Genomic DNA, 19,924 nt, shown 5'->3' on the forward strand with positions numbered 1-19,924 from the left:
AAACAAAATATTAAGAGAGGTTGGGGCATCTTGCTCTGTCGACAAGACGAAAATGGGCTGTTTTTGTTTTGTCGATAAAACAGAAAAGACTTTATTTCAGAATCAGCATAAAACTTTCGCTCTGTAACTACCATAACACAGAAGCAGCTATCTAATACACAGTGTGCTGCAACCACTACTAAGTGTTATTTGAACAGAAATCGTCAATTAAAGCTCTATTATGAATTTTGCTGCTCCTTCAATTTTGCGTTTGCGATATTTACAGCAAATTCAAAAAACAGTTTTACAGCCTTTGTGAATCTGAATTGACCGCCTGATTTTTGTAAAATATTTCTTTTATGCCAAGTTTCAATAAACGAATCAAAATTAGCAATAGATGTTTTCTCTAAAATTTCCCATCTTGAAGATTGCTTTAAAAGATGTTCAGTTTCTGCAATATCAAAACTCCCTAATTCGATGGAATCTCTAAAGTTCTTTCCACTATAATCCAATTCCCGACAAAGCATCGCAAGAAATAAAACAAAATCCCTTGTCCGTTTTTCAGTCACATCATTTGATGATAAATAAGCAAATTCAGCATCAATGTTCAACTCATATCCATGAGATTCTTTGAAGAACTCCTTGTAGAAATCATCTATTTCCTGTACAACAGCAAATAAAGGACTTGGATAAATAATAAATTTTCCATCTAAAAGACTGGATACAATTTCTTTATGTTCACTCGGATAATTTCCCATATATTTTCACTTTTGGAGTTTTTACAACAGCATCAGACAACACAATTTCAAATCTTGTTTCATCTTTGTATTCGACGAGTAAATCTTCTTCTAAAATCAAATTGGAAACCATAAAAAATTTAGATAGCGTTATATCATCGGTATGTTCTTTTAATATATCAAAACACCATTGATAGAAATTGCTGATTTCTTTTTCTTTCAATAACTGCTCTTTAAAATAACTCGAATCAGGTAACCATTCTATTTCTTCAGTCACTTCTTCGTATAGAATTTCAGGCGTTTGATAATTAAATTGGTCAATATAAAATTCGGCCTCATTTGCAAATGTTTTTGAAATTACATTAGCCCTTGTCTTGCGTAACAAGTTTGGTAAAGGAATAATGTAATTTTCTGGGTTGTCAATGTTTTCCACAAAATGGTAAAATCCACTTAATATAATAGAATCACTTTTAATTCTTTCTAATAATGGCAAGAGCTCCCTTGTGAGTCTACTCAGTGTTAAATCTAATTCTGTTTTAGCATTTACTGCACTTGCATATAATTTCTCAAATTCCCTTTTTAGCAGATATGTTTCTGCCAAAATTCTTTTCTCGTTAGCATAACGCTGTACTTGAATGATAGCATTAACAATAGAGTTTGGATTGTCAATATTGAGAATAGCATTCAATGGTATAATATATTCGTCAATCCAATAATTAGCCTTTTGTATCCTGATTGAAAAGTCGGAATGATTTTCAATATTTATTTTTAAAGATTCAGTATCTCTTAATAAGCGATATGTCTGCCCTTGAATATCATTCAGGAAATCTTCAATTACTTTTATTATTTCTCGTATAAACAAAAAAACTTTTGTTTCATCTGTTTCTGTTTGTAGGCTTGTAAAATGATTAAAAATAGCCTGATATCGATTTTTCAGAGTTTCAGGCAAATCCAAAATGAAATCATCAAAAATAAATTCGAGGAAGGCTGTATAAGTTCCATTGAGTTTATATTCGCCAGTAGGGAGTTGTCGACAGAATTTTAAATCAGTCGTGATTTTTGAAATAGAAACTTTGTTGTCACTACTGGTATTGTACTCATTGATGAGGTGATGAAATCTATCAGAATCAATAATAAAATCAGGCTTGCTAATATCAAATGCCTTCTGGACAAAATCATAATGATTCAGCAGAAAACGAAGAATGTCCTTACCTGATATATTTAAATTGCTCATTGGTTGAATACTGCTTGTTGTTCTAAAAACTTCTTTTGCTTAAAAATATCGGTTCGGATTTTCACAACAACTTCGTCCTCACTTTCCAAAACCTGCTTGCTTGGCTGTTGTTCTCTTCCTTTTTTGGTTTTTATTACTCTTGATTTTGTTGCAAAAAGTGTTTCATAATTATCTGGAACAAACAATTTTGCATTTGATAAAACACTTTTTATGAGTAAATAATTTTTCAATCCTATAAAATCATAATCAGGAAAAACTAAAACCTCTTTTGCTTGTATTCTGGCGATGGTGGTTTTCCCAATTCCTCCATAAGTATGGATAAATACAAAATCTGGGGCGATTACTTGTTCTGCAACAAGGAAGGAATCTAAGTTCTCAACAAAGCATACTTTTTCAGTTTCTAAAGATTCCAATCTAGCAGAAAACGTCCCGTATTTATCGGTGTATTTTTTCAGGTTTATTTCGGTTCCATTGAGTAAGATTATCTTTTGACCTCTAACTAAGATTACATTTTGACTTTCTCTTTTTGCCGCTTTGGTATTTCTAAAGCTGTGTACGTTGTCGACGGCAGACAGATTATTTTTCAGTTCCTCGGGGAATTTATTACAATAATATCTTTCTAATGCTTCTTGGTTTTTGGTACAATAACTTCCTCCGCCAGTAATAGCAGGTTGATGTTCAATAAAACCACCATTTAGTAGCGTTATGAAATCGGCTGACTGCTTAACGGAACTGCTAACTTGTGAAGCACTAAGTTTTCCATTCTCCAACATTTTCTTGACGAAATTTTTAAAGGTCTTATTTTGCATCTTTATAATTTACTGAAAATGATTGTAACTCACCAAAAGTGATTTTTGGTTTTTGATTATTGCTTTTTATCTGAGGTTCTTTTATCTCGTAATATTTTTGCATGCCTTCTACTTTTCTTGGCGCAGCGAAAATAGGGACAAAATGATGATCTTTACAGAATCGAATTAAATGCTTTACATTCTTTTGCCCGATTGCATCTAATTCATCCACATAAATCACAATTTTATTTTCAGGAACAGGGTGAACCAAATCCTTTAAGATATTTAGAAAAAGGTAGAGTTTCAAAACGATATTTGTTCCTCTTGATTGTATCTGCTTTGACAAATCTATTTCCTCTACTTCACCTGTTACTTTAGTTATTTCCACCTTAATTGTGAACAAATCGTGAATATTAATCGGCTTTCCTTTGCTATCAGCCAACTGTCTCTCAAGTGCCTTCTTGCTCTCTGTATAAGAATTGTCAAAATCCAAACCATCTGAAAATTTCAACTTGGATATTTTCTCCAAATCACTAATCAACTCTTCCGTTTCGTAGATTTTGACTTTTATACTCTGAGTATTAGAGACAGGATATTCGGCTAACTTAGCATTGTAGCTTTTATAAACGAAGGTCTTAAAGTCGTTAAACGCTGTGAGAAATGAAAAGGTAGGGCTTCCGATTTCATGAGAAAGTGTGTCTAGTAAATTACTAATCACTTTATCCATTTGAGGGATGTTGCTTATCTCTTCCTCTACTTCCCTAATGAACTGTTTTATATCCTGAACATCTTTGTCTAATTTTCGATTAATAGCGTCCTTTAGCTCTTTCCGGCTTTCTCTTGTTGCCCTGAATTTCTCATAAATTCTGGAAAACTTATCATATATTTTATCAAAAGATTCATCCAAGATTTCCTCTATTTCATATATATCTTGCTTTTCCTGAAAGTATAGATATTGGGTTTTAAACTTTCTGAGATCTGTTTCATGTTGCTTTTTCTCATTTTTCTTTAACTCCAATATTTTCCGTTCTTTTTTAATCTCAATGCTTTTATTTTCAATGTTTGTTTCGATATCAAAAACTATTTGTTTGAGTGTGTCATTTATCAGGATATCGTTTTCTTCTTTTGTTCCAAGCAATGTTGGTTTATTTTTGATTTTTTCAATCAAGTTAGCTGTTTCTGTAATGGAATTTTTCAACTTTTCAAATTCTTTTTGCAAAGCATTTCGATTTTGAATTGCATCCAACTGAATTTTCTTTTCTGCCAACTCTTTTGTCTTTACTTCGACATCATCCTGTAGCTCTTGTATCGTAGGCAAGGATTTAATCTCAACCCCACTCACATCAATTTGAGCATCAAAGAAAGTCAATAGGGAATCAGTAAATCTGATTCCTTTTTTTATTTTTGATTTATCAAGATTCGACACGTCACTACTCAGATATGAATATGTCTTCCTTATTATTTCGGGGTCAGTTGAGATATTTTGATATAGTAAGCTGTCATATTTTCGTATGGAATCTTCTTTTTGTTTAATATCTTTACTTATCTGATTAATCGTCCTTTCAACTTCTTCAAAAGTAAACTTACTACGTTCTAATTGTGTAAGCTGAGCTTCAAGTTCAGAACGTCTTTTATCTTCTGTTTGTAACTTTGTAATCAAGCCTTGGAATAGCAGGTTATCCGTCGTTGGTTCGTAATTCTCAATTTCCTTTAATTGTTTTTCAATTCTTGTATTGGCCTTCTTTGCCACCTCAATTTTATTCTCAATGGTAGTTTTTTCCTTTATTAAATTGTCTCTTTCTTCTTGAAGCGTAATGTCAACTTTGGTTTCAAGGTCTTTAATTAATTTCAAAAGAGGGCTATTGTCTTTTATTTTTTCAGATAAGTCTCTTTCCACATCATTAAACTTTTTGAAGAAAGAGTTTTTAAGTTTACCGAGAATTGTTTCTTCGCTAATAAACGTGTCGTTAATGAGTTTTAATTTCTCAAAATCTGCTCTTATTGCCAACAGGTTATTTACATGGGCTTTTTTCTTTTCAAACTCATTGATTTTATCAAAGCTGGAACTGGTAAAGACGCTTAGTGAAGTATCTTGCTTGTTGTCAGCAATAAGTAAGGCATTTTTAAAAGCCCTTTCATTGATATCACTCGTTTTAATAAGGTATTTGTATATATCCGTAAAGCTATTCGAAAAAGCTCTACCTTTTCTCTTCACTTCTCTTTTAATCCAGACAACGGGATTCTTATTTTTATCTGAATTATAAACAAGATTGTACAAATCATCTCCTTTTAGCAAGACAGGAGGGTCTGTCGGATTATCATTTGTAAGTTCCTGTAAAACTTTCTCCCACTTCTTAGCCTTAAAGCCTTCCGGTAATGTGTGAATGAAGAAGTGCTCTTTATATTCTCCGTTTATCTTGTAATATTCAACAGTATTTTCAGGGGTTGCTTTTACCAAGATACAATAGTAACCATTTTTGAAAACCTCAAAAATCACATAGCTATATTGGCTTGTTCCATCAAAGTAATGTTTCATTGAATCAGATAATCGTCTATCATCCTCAAATCGCATTTGCTCTTTGTCAGTTATATAAAGGAAGTTGAGCGTATTCAGGAAAGAACTTTTGCCAACATTATTCTCAGCCGTTATCTGAATACTACTATTCTCTTCAATATGGATAGCAGCCTTCGCATATAGTTCCGAATTTATGATTATAATTTTATTCAGCATATTACTAAAATGAGTGTTTTTATTCGGTAGATTTACTCATATTCATATCTATAATGGCTTTGCACTTTCTACATCAAAGTCTTCATCTGTCAGCTCTGAGTGAAGGCGTTTGTTCTGCAATATGGTCAGTATATCATCCAACGTATCATCAGTAAAAACAATTTGTCCATTATCAAATGTAATATTCCACCCTTTTGCAACACTTATTTGCTGCATACGTTGTAAAAAATGAGGGTTACGATAATGTCCAAGATTACGAATTGTTGCAATTTTCCTTAAATATCGCTGATTGTTTCCTACACGATTCGTTAATACATCCATATTAACAAAGAGATTCAATTGTTCGACTTCCTGATACATTTCATTAGCATTGTCTATCATTCCTTCTCTGAAATTCAAACCTCGCTCAAAATCTTTTTTTGAAAGGATAAACAACACTGCATTAAAGTAAAACAGGTCAACAATGCTTGCTATACTAAATACATTTTCTTCTTCTAAATCTTCAAAACGATTTTCTCTATAGAGCAGGGATATTAAACCTCTATTTCGTTTCATTTTCCAATTTTCGGGCAAAGTTTTAAATCCAACAACTTGTATGCCTTCTCTATTTCTCAGAATAATCATGTAGGCCTTGGCTTTAACTAATTCGTCAACTCCATCAATGATATCTTCTTCTGGATTTAATTCTCCAAGTTGTTCAAAGATTCTGTAAAAATCTGTTTCTTCGTAATTAATCGCTCGCACTTGGTCTTCTTCGGGCTCAGGACAATCATAAGAATATTCTTCGACTGTATTAGAACGATTAATATGATTAGTAATAATTCCCTTTAGCCGCCTTTCCAGATTTTCGTCAATCGGGACATATTTTACATCATAATGCGAAATTCTTTCTCGTTTATATTCTTTAACCACTGCAAGAGAAACCGTAGAATTACCAAGATTTAATCTTTTTAGGTCTCTCAAAATTTGATTCTGTCTATTCGCCATTTTTTATTTTTTTTCTGTTACAAAATATAGAAAACGTGTCAAACTCCTGATATAAAACACTTCACCCGAACGCATGTCATATTTACTTATTACGATGGTGGAATATGACTTTCCATCAAATTCATAGTCCATATCGTATAAATTGTATCCTGCAAGCAATAGCATTGGATTCATAAATATGGATTTGCTTTTGACGGTCATAAGAAGCATTAGTAATAGAAATATGGTTAGGGAAATTATATCTTCTGTTTTTGACAAATCAAAACCAAAGAATGAAACGATATAGGGTATTGTGTAATTGATTAAATCTATTGACCGATTCTTGACAGACTTAATTGTAACGGGCATACTGCCTTTCTTTATGGAACATACTGTTGCAAACAATAGTATCACACTTAAAATAGCAATACTAATCATTATGTATATGGCCACAGGATGTTTAAAGTAATGAGTTTTCTCAAAATCATAGTCCTTTACTGCCAAAATTAAAAATAATGGCGAATACGCACTTATAAAAAGCAATATGGCTGTAAAAATTCTCGGTTTCATATTCTCTAAAATTAAGAAGGATTCGTGTTAATCTGAGCTCACTTCGTCCTCAATACTCTTTTCAATGATTTTATATCTGTCTTTTATCGACTCTCCTTGATAAAAAGCCAACAAATCTTCTTTTGTCAGTGTACCATCTTTGAGAAATTTCAATAAATATTCTTGATTAAACTCCATTAATAAAATACTTTTTTCCAACTGTTTTAAAATAGCCTTATTGTTCTCAATATTACTATTGACTAAAGAACGGATAGTTAGCACTTCATTAATATCTTTGATTATTCGACTAACAAGCATCATTAGAATATTTTTGTCAAAGTCAACACTTTGCGCATTGAGTACAATATCTCTTGCCAACATATAGGCAATAGAAAGATTTGAATAGTCGCCCTTTTGAGAATCAATAATAGCAACAAACCCGACATCAGGAATATATCCTACATTTTCGTATTTTCGCAAAATTGAATTATCAGTTAGCGATATATCGAGAACTATAATGCTTGCTTGTGCTTCTCTGTTTGCTTGTGCTTCTATTAACTGGCTCCAAGCTGTATCAGTTTTTCTAGTAAATATTTCCTTGGATTCAATTTCTCCAAGTTTTATACTTTTGTCAAACTTGCATTCAAGAACAATTCTTAAATCATTTTTCCCATTCAAATCACAAACGATATCTCCCGTTTTATTTTTAGACAATTTTCCGGTTGTGTTACCTGTCAGATAAACTTTATCCTGAATTTTTCTATCCTTAAGATATTCTATAAGAAATTCTGCAATATCATTTTCGGCTAAAACACCTTTGATTGTTGACTTATAGAATACTTCCTTTTTCATTTCAAAAATCATTTTTAAGCTCTCCAACTCTGTGCCTAATTCATTAGATGTCTTGGACAAAAAAGATGAAAAACGATCTTCCATCAAAGCCAGAACTCCGATATAAATGGCCTGTAGCAATTTCCCATCTCTATCGGAAATCGGAAGATTATTGAAGTAATTGAAAACAATTTCGTTTTCAATCTCAAATTCTTTTATTTCAACTCGTTTGATTTGTTGATTTATTCTGATTGTTGACATACTTATATGACGGTTTGTAATGCTTTATAATGAGTTTTATCTTTTTTCAAATGTTTAAGCAATTCTTTGCATGCACTTCCAATATCAGCAATGAACTCACTTTGTTTTCCTATTCTGTCAATATTGTTAAAATGGCTAAAATAGTGCAAAGGCTTTAATATCCTTTTGGATACCTCTTTCCCAAAAACCTCATCTGCTCGAATATCTACCTCATCACTACTTGGATATTTTGTTAAAGTATACATCTCTACGAAACGCCGCAAGATATTTGGAATTATAAATAACGCATCAGAAGTTCCCTGATTTGTCTCTTTGTCGAATTCTACAATTTTGCTAAACAAATATTGATATTCTGATGAATACGAATCATAAACCTTTGGTAGTTTTTCTATACTGGAACTTTGCAACTTTCTTGAAATAAAATACCTTGATTCTTTATTCTTGCCTAACCCCTTTGACTTTGGCATTTCTTTCAACAGATTAAAAAATTCAAAATTGTGTGTTGAAACAAATAGCTGTTTACATTTTAAATTCCACATTAACTGATTTGGCTGCTTGGGGTCTGGTATTTGTTCAAAGAAAATATCCTTTAACAAAGAGTTGATTTGAAAGACATGATTACTATCTAAACTTGAAATGGGGTCATCAATAAATATTATGCAATCTTTTAATTTTCCTTTCTTCTCAATGCTTTTTAACAAAACAAGAAAATGAGAAAATGAAATTGCAGTTTTCTCACCCTCACTTAGATTTTTAGCAAAATTAGTTCCTCTTATTAGATTATATTTGCCGGATTCCTTACTTGGTTTTATTTCAATATCATTTCTTCCCAAAAAACTTTGGACAAAAGAATTGAATTGGGCACATCCTTCAGATTTACTTTCTTTCCGCAAATTTTGTTGGACAATTTCCTTTTGATATTCTTCAACTTTTGTATTGAGTACATTAAGCTCTTTTTGCGCCTTTTGCTCTTCTCGTTCTTTTAAAAAATATCGTGTATTCTTTAGAAAAGTCGCCACTAAATGATTTTTATACACAGTTCGCTTTTCGTCTATTATAGTTTTGAAATGTTCCGAAAATTCATTATTGGAATCTATCAAACTATTGATTTCATTAATCTTACCAATTATAGGAATTATATCATCTTCTTCATTTTGGATTTTGATTATTTCATATATTGATTTTTCCTTCTTCTTGTTAATAGCTAATTTTATTTGATTTACTTTAACTGCATATTTTTTTAATTCTTTATCAAATTCTAATTTCAGTTTCTTGAAATCTTCTTGAAAACTATCATTAAAGTCATTAAGACTATAAGGTATAATTTCAGAGTTTATAAAGTTAATCTCTGACAAAATCACACCTAATAATTCCTTTGTTTTTTCTTTCAGTTCGGAAGCTTGGCTCTGAAAATAATTTATGAGGTCATCATAACGATTTTTAGTTAATATATTCCCGCAAAAAGAGCATTTATCCCCTTTGTGATGTAATTTTAGGCCTTTTTTTGACCATTCATAAACCTCATTACTGTTTTTTAATATATTTCCGATGTCAGACTTTGAGGGAACAAAACTCAGAATATCTTTAGCCGATAATACAATTTCCCTATAATGGGATGGAAACGAAATATGACTTAATTTTTCTTTGGGTTCTTTGACAAGAACTATTTTCCCAAGATTTTCAAGTTCTTTTTTTGATTTAATGATATGCTTTTCTAAGTCATTTGAAATATCATTTTTTATTTTTTTCAAATGAGCTTTGGTAAATTCGATCAAACTCCAAAACACATCGTTCTTTATTCTTCTTGCTTCTTCTGTGAATGCTGAATTTTCAAACTCATTATAATCATTTATGGCTGATATATAGGGTTCTTTTTCCCCTTTAAGCTTGTCAGTTCCATTAATTTCATCGATTAACTTATTGAGTTCTTCAACTCTTTGGGATATTTTTGCTGTGTCTCCGACTTCAAATGAAATACCACTAATTTCTTCATCAAACCCCCATCTCAAATTATCTTTTATGTAGTCAGAGTTAAAGACTTCAATGTGGCAAGAGTTTGCTGAAATATTAGAATTGTCAATAGTTCCACCATCACATGTGATTTTGAATGTAGCTGATGGATAATCAGGGTGCAATGCTTTTTCTTTTAAAGAACTAAACAATCGCGATAAAGTTGTCTTCCCTGAATAATTCCATGCATAAATAATATTTTTATCCTTAAATTCTTCAAGATTAGGAATACTATTCCATGAGAAATTACTAAAAATCCCCAAATTATTGATAGAATCAATTTTTTTAATCATAATCGTTTCTTACATTTCTTGTGATAAATGCACTTAATCCAGAACCACTTCTTGCTAAACGTTTCATCGTCTCAACATTACTCATTCCTGCGCGACTATGACTATAAGTGTAACTTTTCCCTCCTTTAAACCAGACGGTAATACTGTCACTATTTATTTGATAATGGGTAATTGGTGAATTCCCACTTCTATTTGCATATCTTTCCATGATAATTTAAGTTATATTTCGTGATATATTCTAGACATTCCTTTGTCTCCCTTTTTATAGTCATAACGTACTTCAAAAATTTCATCTAAGACCTTAATATCCTCTGCTTTAGATAAGTCATATAATTTCCAACCCATTTTACCCGAAGAACTATATCCATCGACTTGGTATGCTCGAATAGCTTCATTACCTTTAGTTGTTAATCCATAACAATGTGGCTCAACTATGCGAGATTCCCCTTCATAATCAAATTCAACTAAGTTCCTGTTTTTAATCGCTTTAATGATTTCTGTATTCATAATGCTTTGTCTTTTGGTAAATATTACAATTTATTTTTTCGTTGAGACAAGCAAGTCCTTCATGTCTATTTTCAAGATTTCTGCAATCTCAACCAACGTTTCAAGCGAAGGCTGTGTTTTGTTCGTACACCAACGCGAAACTGTTGTAGTGCTCAAATTCATCTTCTCCGCAAGCCATTTGTTGGTGACCTGCTTCTCAGCAAGAACTGCTTTTAGTCTATTAATTGTCTTTGTTTCCATTCTGATTTACACAATATACAAATTTATTAAAATACTTTGACTATACAAAAGAATTATTTCTTTGTTTTTCAGCAAAATAATAAAATTGCTATATGAGCGGCTTTTATGCTACCATCAAACTGCCAAAAGTTATTCTCGGACAATCGGTTATTCTCGCGGGCTTCCGCCCCTCCCAACGGCTGGGAAGCCATGAGCGGGAAATAACCGGAGTTGGACGGGAAATAACTTTTGGCACAATATAAATCTAATTTTATCAACTTAATCTTGGTCTTCGCTTCTTCTTTTTCTTGGGTTTCGGAAGCTGTTGCTCATCGGTTGGATTGATGTCCGTAGCCGACGGAAGTATGGAAAATAAAGAAGATAAGCCGCTTTCACTTGTTTGTTCATGTATTGATTGATTTACTGTTGTACTGATTTGCTGTTGTGTTGAAGTACCTGAAAACGTTTTTACATTTTTATTTGTTTGAGCTTTTACATTTTCATCTGCTTGTACATCTATAATCTTTTTCTTTTCACCAGCAAAATCATCTTTCGGGATTGAGAGTTCCCGTTCTTGCATCTTTAGTTTATCTGTAATAGTTCCGTTCTTCATGGTGTTGCAATACTCGAACGTTTCGGATAGTTCCCGATTGTAGCCAAATAGATTGTCAAAACCTTTTTCTGCTTGTTGAAAAAGGTTGGTGCGGTCAAATCCGCCTGTAATAACACCTTTCTTGGTGTTGCGGTGGTTGGTTAGCGGGTTTATCTTAACTTTGTTCGATTGTTCTTTACGGCTTACAATCAAATGGCAGTGCATGTTCAGGCGGTTGTCGGAACGGTCGCGGTTAAAATGAACTTTGCCATAGAATTTTATATCCTCTGCCGACAATCCTTTGTTGAAGTTCTTGGCGTATTCGGGAATAACTACTTCTCGGATATACCGTTTCATGGCTTCGGCTTGCTCCTGTTCCGTGCTTCCCATTGCTTGCAGTTCCTTTTCCGACGGGCTGACATGGACAGCATAAAACTTAGCATCGGTCTTTAAGAGTTGACCGATATTCCCGTCAATGTCTTTGATCACTTGGGATTTATAGACATTATCATCCGTAAGGTTGAAAAAACCTTCTGTATAAATTCCCTGCTCCATCCGTTGCATATCTTCATGTTCAAGGTAGTTCGCCAATCTTCGGCTGCTGCCTGCATTATTATATACTCCGTTGGACGGTGGAGGGAAATCTATGTTCATACCTGCTATTCGTTTATGAGAGTCGTAATTTCGGCTTTCAGGTTCTCTTTTCGTTTTCCGTCCATAACTCCGCAAGCTGCCAAATCTGCATAAAGGCTAATCAACTTCAAAAGTTTTGCATTATCTTTTTTCTGCACTTGGGATAACGTGCCGATTTGTTTACCCTGACCGTTTATCACATCGGCATGTTCGGTAAATTTATCGCTTAGCCTTTTTAGTACGGCGTTATACTTCTCTTGGTTCTTCTCCAACTGTGAGAGAACAAGCGTTTCCAAAGCCTTCACTACTCCATCGAATCGGACGGCTATCGAATTGGTCGCCCGTATCATCGGATTAAGTTCCTTTTCCTCGTAGTTCCGAATGAAACGGATAATATCATCCTGCCGTTTATTGATTTTGGAAAGTTCGGCTTTGACCGATTCGGGGGCTTCGGCGGGATTGATATTTGCCTTGTCGATGTATAGAAAAGCCAGTTTCACTACTTCCGCCTTTTTCAGCGAATAGCGTTTGCAGATTTTTTCTACCAGACGATTGGTTTGCTCATCTATCGCAATGGTCTTAAATATGATATTTCGATTCTGTTTTGTCATAGTTATAACTATTTTATGACTATTTACACACTTAACTTACTTAAACAGAATTGTATATCAATTCAAGTTATAGCAAGTGTTATAACTTTGCTTTAGGATAAAGCACTAAAGCCGAAGGCTTTGCCCCGCAGGGCAAGAGGGAAGAACAGGACTTGTCCGGTTCCCTCTTGCTAAATTCTGCGACTTTGAAGACCTGCACAAAACCGAAGGTTGCAGGTATCTTCATCGCTGAATTTTGGATTGGAGCACTTACTTATTCTGCTTCGGATTGCTCACTGGGTGGATTCTCCTTTTCAAATTTATGAATAGTTCGATAATCGCAATGTTCTTTCACGAAAGACCGAACATCGTCTGCACGATAGTAGATTTTCTGCCCGTACCGTAAGAAGGGTAAAACGCCGTTGCTTCGGTGGCGTTGAAGGGTACGCTTGCTGCATTTGAGCATGAAACACAAGTCCTGATTGTCGAGCAACTTCTCGTCCTTATCGAACACTTCGTTGGTGTTGACAAGCGATTTCAGGTCTTTGCCTATATCGTTCAGTTTTTTGGATAGACGTTCCATCCATTTTTCAAAATCATCATTGTTGATGTACATATTGCTTCGTTTTTTGAGATTAATACTAATTTCTCAATGCATTGATGAAGCAAAATTCGGCAGAACGGTGAAAACAAAATCGGGGAATAGACTATCTACTCCCCGATAAATAATTTGTAATGCGCTGATTTATAATAATTACAAAATGCAATTTTTACCAATAGCCTTCTTCTTTGGCTTTCTGGTTGATAGCAGTACCCATGCGATCTAAGAATCCTGTTCGCTTATTGGACTTTCGTTTGATAACTTCATCCCGTTTCTTATACTGGTCGGCAAATTTGAAGTTAAACAAATGTTCAAATCCATTCACCAACAGGCTGAAAGGAACATTCCTGCCATCGCCCCCATTAATACAGTGCAGGTAGTAGAATCCACAGATATTTTCCATAATATCCGTATAATTCACGATGTCTGGATTCAGGAACAAAGGAGATTTCCAGTCGGTTTCTATCCTGATAAAATACTTCGGATGTTCCATCTGGCGGTGTATCAAGTCCAGTTCCTTATTTGTCAGCGATAACACTTTGTCCGAATACACAATCTTCAATATATCCTTTTTCGCTCCGTACGAAAGTTCCAAAGATTTTATCGTTTCAAATTCTACCTGTATCATATTGATTAGGCGGACACGTTTTATATTGTCTGTTTCCGTATCCAGATACAGGATTAATCTTTCGACAAACTCTTTATAGGCTGTCTTTAGTTCCGAATCCGAATCGCTCTTGTATAACGGGTCAGACAAAATCATATATAGTTTGGTGTCAAGAATGTCCCACATAGCATAACTAAATATTTGTCGGAACTATAAATTCTTATTTTGCCACTTATTTCTTTTGAGATACAGCAAGGACAACACAAGCAATACAATAACATATAGCTGTTCGGAAGTCCAGTACATTGCAAGTGGAATATCCTTAGTGCGTGAAAGCAGGAACAGATAAGCTAAATAGATGGTTATGTTTATCATCTGGAATATAAAGGCTACTTTAGTGTTGCCTGTGCCAATTACCGTATTGCAGTAAGTGTAAGCAGGTACGGAAATAATAAATGTCGATAGCATCACACAGAATGGATAAAACGCCGTGTGAATTACTGCCGCCTCATTGGTAAACAATCGCAAAAGGACACTTGAAAAAACAAAAGCCAGCAATATCAGCGGAATACCGAATGCATAATTCAGCGTAATAACACGGCGACAAGTCGGCATCACTTTTTCTATTTGCCTTGCTCCGATAAGGTTGCTTACCAACGAAATCGTAGTTGTTGCAAATGAATTGACCATCACAAAAAAGAGCATTGAAATGCTTCTTACTATGTTGGCGGCGGCAAGTTCACGTTCGCCTAAATGTTCAATCGCAACAAAAAACAGGAACCACGGGGCAATACAAAAGAATGACCGCACCATTGTCCAAACAGATATGTTTAGCAAGTGAAGCGATAACTTGATGTCAAATACAGCACGCAAACCATACCGTTTTTTGTCCACGTGTCGCCACATATAGACAATCATAAACAGCAATCCGACCAGTTCGGCAAGGGATGAACCGATGGCCGCACCGCTGATTCCCAATGCAGGGAATCCCGCTTTGCCAAAAATCAGCAGATAGTTGAACAGGATGTTGCATACCACCATGACAATTGAGTTGGCGGTAAGAATCTTGGTCTTGGTAGTCCCTGTGAAAAAAGCGCGGATTGCCAGTAATGGAAAAGCGAACAAGTAACTATAATCCCGCCATTCTATATATTGCATGGTCGCCTGATAAACATTATCAGAAGAAATTACCATCCGAAGCAACACAGGCGAAAACAGCTTGGATAATACGAAAACGACAACAGCAAAAGCCGACAAAAAGTATAGCCCCTGAAAGAATACCTTGCCGACATCCTTGTGTCGTCCTTCGCCGTTCCGTCTTGCAATGACAACTTGTGCCCCAAGACTGAACCCGAAACCAAGCATATAAATGGCTGTGTAATACATCGCAGCCAGTGCCGACGCTCCTAAATCTATTTGGCTGACGTGCCCCAGAAAAATGGAATCCGTTAAATTAATCAACTGTTCCATGAGCAGGCTCACCATGATGGGCAGGTTGATGAGCCAGATTTGTTTATATGTATAATTCATTTTGTTTTAAGAAATGGCATGTCTGCACAGTGCTTTTCAAAAGCACCGCAAACAATCAATAATAAATTTGTTGATTAAACTCTGTAACAGGAACGGGCATAGTAATTCAATGCCGAAGAGAGATTCCCCGACAGACCCGAAGCTGGATAGCTATATACAGAGTTGCCACTTCATAAATTGGACAATAAGTTTATTTACGGGTGCAAAGATACGGATTTTGTAATAGACTTCAAAGAAAATCAGCAAGGGTTAAGCCAACTTCTGCAACTCATGACTACTATCGGACAAACTCTAAATCCTGTTTATTCAAACCCTATCTTTGTTGGCAAAACAAATAAATACCGTCAACAATATGGATTTAGTAGCAATAGAGCGTGAATCTTTCGATGCATTCAGAAAGAAACTTCGGCAAATCATTTCACTGGTTCCGAAGCAACCTTCGTCCAACATTCAACCTATAGAGCAAGAATGGATAGAAAGGAAGGAACTTGCCGCATCCTTGAACATTTCCCTTCGCCGTTTGCAATACCTTCGGGAAAGCGGCAAACTCTCGTTTTCTACGCTTGGAAAGAAAACTTATTACCGGATTTCCGAAGTGAAATCCTTATTGGAGCAAAGCAGTATCAACGCTAAACAATAATCCGATGGAACTATATACCAATGACGATAACAGGGAACTTTTGCAAGCGTTAAACGATGTATTGCCACATATCGAACAAGCCTTGAAAAACAATAACCCGTTATTCGATAGCGAACGCTACTTGACAAGCGAAGAACTTTGCTCTATCCTGAAACTAAGTCGGCGCACGCTACAGGACTACCGCAACAACGGAATATTACCGTTTATTCAGTTGCCGGGGAAAGTCCTGTTTCGTGAATCCGACATTAAAAAGATTTTGGAAGAACGCTTCCGATCTGCATACAATAACGATAGTCTATGACATGTTTTCCCTTACGTTCTGCATGTCCCTCAAAATACTTTGGTCTAACACCTTTGCATAACGTTGTGTCATTCTTGTACTGGTATGCCCCAACATTTTCGCTACGTTTTCCAACGACACATTATTAGCCAGCGTGACCAGTCTTGTTGCATAACGGATGCTCTTTGTATTTCTCCAAAATCTGAATTGGAATATCCAACAGAGGAACATTACACATGACATTTGTTTTCTGCCTCGCCTTGCGAATCCACAAATTTCCTTGATTATCTTCCACTATGTGTTCTGCCTTTAGTTCTGACAGGTCGATGAATGCTAACCCGCTATAACATTGGAACAGGAAAGCATCACGCACTAATTCCATACGTGGAATTTCAAATGTCTTTTTCCAAAGTACATTCAATTCTTCTTTGGTTAGGAAGTCCTTGTGAACTTCCGGTTCATGGAAACGAATATTAGAAAATGGATTCTTATTCATCCAATCGTTGGCAATCGCCAAATTGGTTATCTTCTTAACGGCTTTCATGTAGCGGATAAGCGTATTCTCCTGCAAATCCTTCTCTGTTTTCAGGAAATGAATGTAGTCTTGAATGATGGCATGGGTAAGCTCTTTCAACGGGATATCTTTCATGTGATACTTCTTCAAAGCCATTTCGCGGAAATATTTCAAACAGGTATCAAAGCGGGAAACGGTTACTTTGGCGTAATCCTTCCCGATAAGTTCCCGACACTTGTCGTTATGTTCCTGAAAAACCTCAAAGAATAATTTGTGTTCGTTGTCCAATCCTAAGAACTTTCGTTTGATTTCATACGGATTGATAAGTTTATCCTCCTGCTCCATCGTCCGGTGGATGTCGAACAAACGAAGTTTCACCGATTCCAAATAACGGTTGATTTCCAACGATGCGGCATCCTTGCCCGTACATCGTTCTTTTTTCTGATTCCATTGGGTAGGCTTTACGGTTCTTTTCAATTGAATTTCTGCTAACTGTCCCGCAATGGTAATCCTCAACATGATGGGCGTTTCACCCGATTTCACTGTTTTTGTCTTTCTAACGAAAAAAAGCACATTAAATGTCTGTCTCATACTCTAAAAATAATGGGTTAAAGATACTCCAACCGCATAGGATAACGAGCATTTAAAGACAAGACAATCAGCTACTTACAGTACTATTCGTGGTCGCTTTTTTCGCGACCAAAAAATGACCACGAATTAGGCCGACGAAACTGCCTGATTTTGCTAAAAAAGTGGGATTTTGTAGAAAAGAAAAATCCCTGAAACGTCTGTATTTCAGGAATTTTCCAATTTTGAAGTCTTTTAAAAGTGGTGCCACCAGGAATCGAACCGGGGACACAAGGATTTTCAGTCCTTTGCTCTACCAACTGAGCTATGGCACCTTGTTTTGATTACGGGTGCAAAGGTAAACATTGTTTTCAATTTTACAAGAGTTCGTTGGAAAAAAATAGAATTGTGCTAAAAGGGAGAGAAGTGATGGATTGTTTTTTGAAAAAAAATGGCAGATTTTATTTGCAGGTTTGATTTTATTACTACCTTTGCAGCCGTAATAATAAAAGCAACGGGATGTAGCACAGTTGGCTAGCGCGCCACGTTCGGGACGTGGAGGTCGGAAGTTCGAGTCTTCTCATCCCGACTAGGAAAAAAGGGTAGGAACAAACAATGTTCTTACCCTTTTTTGTTATGGATTTGTTTTATGGCATCGGACTGCAAAATAAAATATATAAATGAAAGCTACTAATGGAACAAAGAAACCAATTGCCATATTGGCTTCTCCTATGTACCCCATCAACATAGGACTGAATGCTCCGCCAGCTACCCCCATTACAATATAGGAGGAGGCTTTTTTCGTATATACGCCCATACCTTCAAGACCTAATGCAAAGATGGTGGGAAACATGATAGACATGAAGAAAAAGGATAGGTAGAGGGCATAGAGGGAGATACTGCCTAATGTAGCGGTGACGAGGCTCATGCAGATTATGTTGGCTAACGAAAACCATGTGAGCAGATGGTTTGGCGACATCCATTTCATGGTGAAGCTACCAGTAAGGCGACCTACCATAAATAAGGCCATACCTCCGAAGGCCAGTATCCGGGAGGCTTCGATGTTGCTTGTTTGAGGATCGGTTTCGGTAACATAGTTGATGAAAAAACTGAATATTCCGGTTTGTGCTGCACAATAACAGAATTGGGCAATGACGGCACGAACAAATTGCCGGTGTTTCCAAATTGATGTTTTTTTGCCGGATTCGGAGATTGCGGTGTCGTTAGCTGTTTTTATTTCAGGTAATTTGGTGAAGATGAATAACAAGGCTACCAGCAATACGATACTGCCTACTAATATATATGGCTTTGTAAGTGCGAACGAATCATTTTCGGGTGCACCGAATATAAGCAAGCCACCTACTAACGGACCTAATATCCATCCTAAACCATTGAATGATTGAGAAAGGTTGAGGCGTTGGGCAGCCGATTGGGCAGGGCCTAAAACTGTTGAGTAAGGATTGGCTGCTGTTTCGAGTATGCAAAGGCCGCATGCAATGATAAACAGAGCTATGAGAAAAGGGGTAGCCGAATGCAAGAAGGCAGCGGGAATAAAAGCAAATGCACCGCCTGCAAAGAGCAATAGCCCGAGGATGATACCTTTTTTATATCCATACCGTTTCATAAATGCTCCTGCAGGAAGAGCCATGAGGAAATAGGCTATATAAGTAGAAAATTGTACGAGTCCGCTTTGGGCTTTTGTCATAGTAAAAACGCCCTGGAAGTGTTTGTTGAGTACGTCAAGTAGTCCGTGGGCAAATCCCCAAAGTAAAAACAGGCTTGTAATAAGTATGAAAGGTATAAGATAGTTTTTTCCATTTGGTGCGGAAACCAGTGATTGTTTATTTGTTGTCTTCATTTAATTTATTAGGTTGTGGTAATTTGAAAATACATTCCATACGCTGCCATTTTTCGGAAGAATTGCTTCCTGGTGCGGCTTTTTGGAACTGGTCTACAAAGGCTTCCCACTCGGCCTGTTTTTCCATTGTCGCTAAACGGGCGAATGCAGTGTTCCAATCGAAATCGTCGGGAGTTTCTACAATCATGAACAGACGCGTGCCAAGACGATAGATTTCCATATTCAGGATACCAACGGCTCGGATGCCTTGGGGAATTTCTGGCCAGATATGTTCCGGTGAATGCCAGTGGGTGTATTCCTGGATAAGATTTTCATCGTCTTTCAGGTCTAAAGTCTGACAGTATCTTTTCATTACTAACTATGTTTTTTTATGAATTGACAAACATACTAAAAATCTTTGGCAAATG

The 19,924-nt window shown here is 35.7% G+C and carries 21 protein-coding genes, 2 tRNA genes and 1 pseudogene; 4 read left to right on the plus strand and 20 right to left on the minus strand.

All coding sequences use genetic code 11. The annotated features are described in order from the left end of the window. Positions 1 to 218 precede the first annotated feature (218 nt). The 11 genes from ACYIB7_RS03205 to ACYIB7_RS03255 are packed head-to-tail and all read right to left on the minus strand — an operon-like array spanning position 219 to position 11,126. Complete coding sequence (locus tag ACYIB7_RS03205) at positions 219 to 737, minus strand: condensin complex protein MksE (protein ID WP_480338068.1); 519 nt, start codon at positions 735 to 737, stop codon at positions 219 to 221. After that, a complete protein-coding gene (locus ACYIB7_RS03210) occupies positions 718 to 1,950 on the minus strand; it encodes a hypothetical protein (RefSeq protein WP_480338069.1) in 1,233 nt (410 codons plus the stop codon). The genes ACYIB7_RS03205 and ACYIB7_RS03210 overlap by 20 nt, the downstream gene beginning before the upstream one ends. Beyond that, entirely contained in the window at positions 1,947 to 2,723 is a 777-nt protein-coding gene (locus ACYIB7_RS03215; protein WP_480338070.1) for a hypothetical protein, read from the minus strand. Before ACYIB7_RS03215 ends, ACYIB7_RS03210 begins: the two co-directional genes overlap by 4 nt. A gap of 25 nt (positions 2,724 to 2,748) precedes the next feature. Continuing rightward, positions 2,749 to 5,469: a hypothetical protein gene (locus tag ACYIB7_RS03220; RefSeq protein WP_480338071.1), complete on the minus strand. Its 2,721-nt coding sequence runs from the start codon at positions 5,467 to 5,469 to the stop codon at positions 2,749 to 2,751. Positions 5,470 to 5,517: 48 nt separating this feature from the next. Continuing rightward, on the minus strand, positions 5,518 to 6,456 hold the full coding sequence (locus tag ACYIB7_RS03225) for a Kiwa anti-phage protein KwaB-like domain-containing protein (RefSeq protein ID WP_480338072.1): 939 nt from the start codon (positions 6,454 to 6,456) through the stop codon (positions 5,518 to 5,520). 3 nt (positions 6,457 to 6,459) lie between these two features. Next, entirely contained in the window at positions 6,460 to 7,005 is a 546-nt protein-coding gene (locus ACYIB7_RS03230) for a hypothetical protein (RefSeq protein ID WP_480338073.1), read from the minus strand. Between the two features lie 27 nt (positions 7,006 to 7,032). Next, on the minus strand, positions 7,033 to 8,076 hold the full coding sequence (locus ACYIB7_RS03235) for a hypothetical protein (RefSeq protein ID WP_480338074.1): 1,044 nt from the start codon (positions 8,074 to 8,076) through the stop codon (positions 7,033 to 7,035). A gap of 2 nt (positions 8,077 to 8,078) precedes the next feature. Beyond that, the gene (locus ACYIB7_RS03240; RefSeq protein WP_480338075.1) at positions 8,079 to 10,379 is read right to left on the minus strand and encodes an AAA family ATPase; all 2,301 of its coding nucleotides are present in this window, start codon (positions 10,377 to 10,379) and stop codon (positions 8,079 to 8,081) included. After that, positions 10,372 to 10,587 carry a hypothetical protein gene (locus ACYIB7_RS03245; RefSeq protein ID WP_480338076.1) on the minus strand — a complete coding sequence of 72 codons (216 nt, stop codon included), beginning with the start codon at positions 10,585 to 10,587 and terminating at the stop codon, positions 10,372 to 10,374. Before ACYIB7_RS03245 ends, ACYIB7_RS03240 begins: the two co-directional genes overlap by 8 nt. An 11-nt stretch (positions 10,588 to 10,598) precedes the next feature. Next, positions 10,599 to 10,886 carry a WYL domain-containing protein gene (locus ACYIB7_RS03250; protein ID WP_480338077.1) on the minus strand — a complete coding sequence of 96 codons (288 nt, stop codon included), beginning with the start codon at positions 10,884 to 10,886 and terminating at the stop codon, positions 10,599 to 10,601. 30 nt (positions 10,887 to 10,916) lie between these two features. Further along, positions 10,917 to 11,126, minus strand: a complete 210-nt coding sequence (locus ACYIB7_RS03255) for a helix-turn-helix transcriptional regulator (RefSeq protein ID WP_480338078.1) — start codon at positions 11,124 to 11,126, stop codon at positions 10,917 to 10,919. A 92-nt stretch (positions 11,127 to 11,218) separates the two neighbouring features. Here ACYIB7_RS03255 and ACYIB7_RS03260 point away from each other — a divergent pair, with 92 nt between their 5' ends. Further along, the gene (locus ACYIB7_RS03260) at positions 11,219 to 11,368 is read left to right on the plus strand and encodes a hypothetical protein (protein ID WP_480338079.1); all 150 of its coding nucleotides are present in this window, start codon (positions 11,219 to 11,221) and stop codon (positions 11,366 to 11,368) included. 11 nt (positions 11,369 to 11,379) lie between these two features. On the opposite strand, the gene ACYIB7_RS03265 is transcribed toward ACYIB7_RS03260, so the two are convergent. The 5 genes from ACYIB7_RS03265 to ACYIB7_RS03285 all read right to left on the minus strand — a co-directional run bounded on the left by ACYIB7_RS03265 (position 11,380) and on the right by ACYIB7_RS03285 (position 15,658). Then, on the minus strand, positions 11,380 to 12,351 hold the full coding sequence (locus ACYIB7_RS03265; protein ID WP_480338080.1) for a DUF5712 family protein: 972 nt from the start codon (positions 12,349 to 12,351) through the stop codon (positions 11,380 to 11,382). Positions 12,352 to 12,356: 5 nt separating this feature from the next. After that, the gene (locus ACYIB7_RS03270; RefSeq protein WP_480338081.1) at positions 12,357 to 12,941 is read right to left on the minus strand and encodes a BfmA/BtgA family mobilization protein; all 585 of its coding nucleotides are present in this window, start codon (positions 12,939 to 12,941) and stop codon (positions 12,357 to 12,359) included. A gap of 253 nt (positions 12,942 to 13,194) precedes the next feature. After that, entirely contained in the window at positions 13,195 to 13,536 is a 342-nt protein-coding gene (locus tag ACYIB7_RS03275) for a helix-turn-helix domain-containing protein (protein ID WP_480338082.1), read from the minus strand. Positions 13,537 to 13,690: 154 nt separating this feature from the next. Then, positions 13,691 to 14,314, minus strand: a complete 624-nt coding sequence (locus ACYIB7_RS03280; protein WP_480338083.1) for an RteC domain-containing protein — start codon at positions 14,312 to 14,314, stop codon at positions 13,691 to 13,693. 24 nt (positions 14,315 to 14,338) lie between these two features. Beyond that, positions 14,339 to 15,658 carry an MATE family efflux transporter gene (locus ACYIB7_RS03285; RefSeq protein WP_480338084.1) on the minus strand — a complete coding sequence of 440 codons (1,320 nt, stop codon included), beginning with the start codon at positions 15,656 to 15,658 and terminating at the stop codon, positions 14,339 to 14,341. 352 nt (positions 15,659 to 16,010) lie between these two features. Here ACYIB7_RS03285 and ACYIB7_RS03290 point away from each other — a divergent pair, with 352 nt between their 5' ends. Together ACYIB7_RS03290 and ACYIB7_RS03295 are read left to right on the plus strand one after the other, a co-directional pair. Then, the gene (locus tag ACYIB7_RS03290) at positions 16,011 to 16,298 is read left to right on the plus strand and encodes a helix-turn-helix domain-containing protein (RefSeq protein ID WP_480338085.1); all 288 of its coding nucleotides are present in this window, start codon (positions 16,011 to 16,013) and stop codon (positions 16,296 to 16,298) included. 4 nt (positions 16,299 to 16,302) lie between these two features. After that, on the plus strand, positions 16,303 to 16,599 hold the full coding sequence (locus ACYIB7_RS03295; RefSeq protein WP_480338086.1) for a helix-turn-helix domain-containing protein: 297 nt from the start codon (positions 16,303 to 16,305) through the stop codon (positions 16,597 to 16,599). On the opposite strand, the pseudogene ACYIB7_RS03300 reads toward ACYIB7_RS03295, so the two are convergent. Both ACYIB7_RS03300 and ACYIB7_RS03305 read right to left on the minus strand, forming a co-directional pair. Further along, positions 16,594 to 17,683 (minus strand): annotated as a pseudogene (locus ACYIB7_RS03300) (site-specific integrase). The gene ACYIB7_RS03295 and the pseudogene ACYIB7_RS03300 sit on opposite strands and share 6 nt — an antisense overlap. Positions 17,684 to 17,921: 238 nt before the next feature. Then, positions 17,922 to 17,994 (minus strand) — tRNA-Phe (locus ACYIB7_RS03305). Positions 17,995 to 18,174: 180 nt separating this feature from the next. On the opposite strand from ACYIB7_RS03305, the gene ACYIB7_RS03310 reads away from it, so the two are divergent. After that, a tRNA-Pro gene (locus tag ACYIB7_RS03310) sits at positions 18,175 to 18,248 on the plus strand. A 45-nt stretch (positions 18,249 to 18,293) separates the two neighbouring features. Here ACYIB7_RS03310 and ACYIB7_RS03315 read toward each other — a convergent pair. Then, complete coding sequence (locus ACYIB7_RS03315; RefSeq protein WP_103984051.1) at positions 18,294 to 19,517, minus strand: sugar MFS transporter; 1,224 nt, start codon at positions 19,515 to 19,517, stop codon at positions 18,294 to 18,296. Next, positions 19,501 to 19,869, minus strand: a complete 369-nt coding sequence (locus ACYIB7_RS03320; RefSeq protein WP_103984052.1) for an L-rhamnose mutarotase — start codon at positions 19,867 to 19,869, stop codon at positions 19,501 to 19,503. Before ACYIB7_RS03320 ends, ACYIB7_RS03315 begins: the two co-directional genes overlap by 17 nt. Between the last annotated feature and the right edge of the window lie 55 nt (positions 19,870 to 19,924).

Source organism: Parabacteroides sp. KHUB-03 (assembly GCF_056640975.1).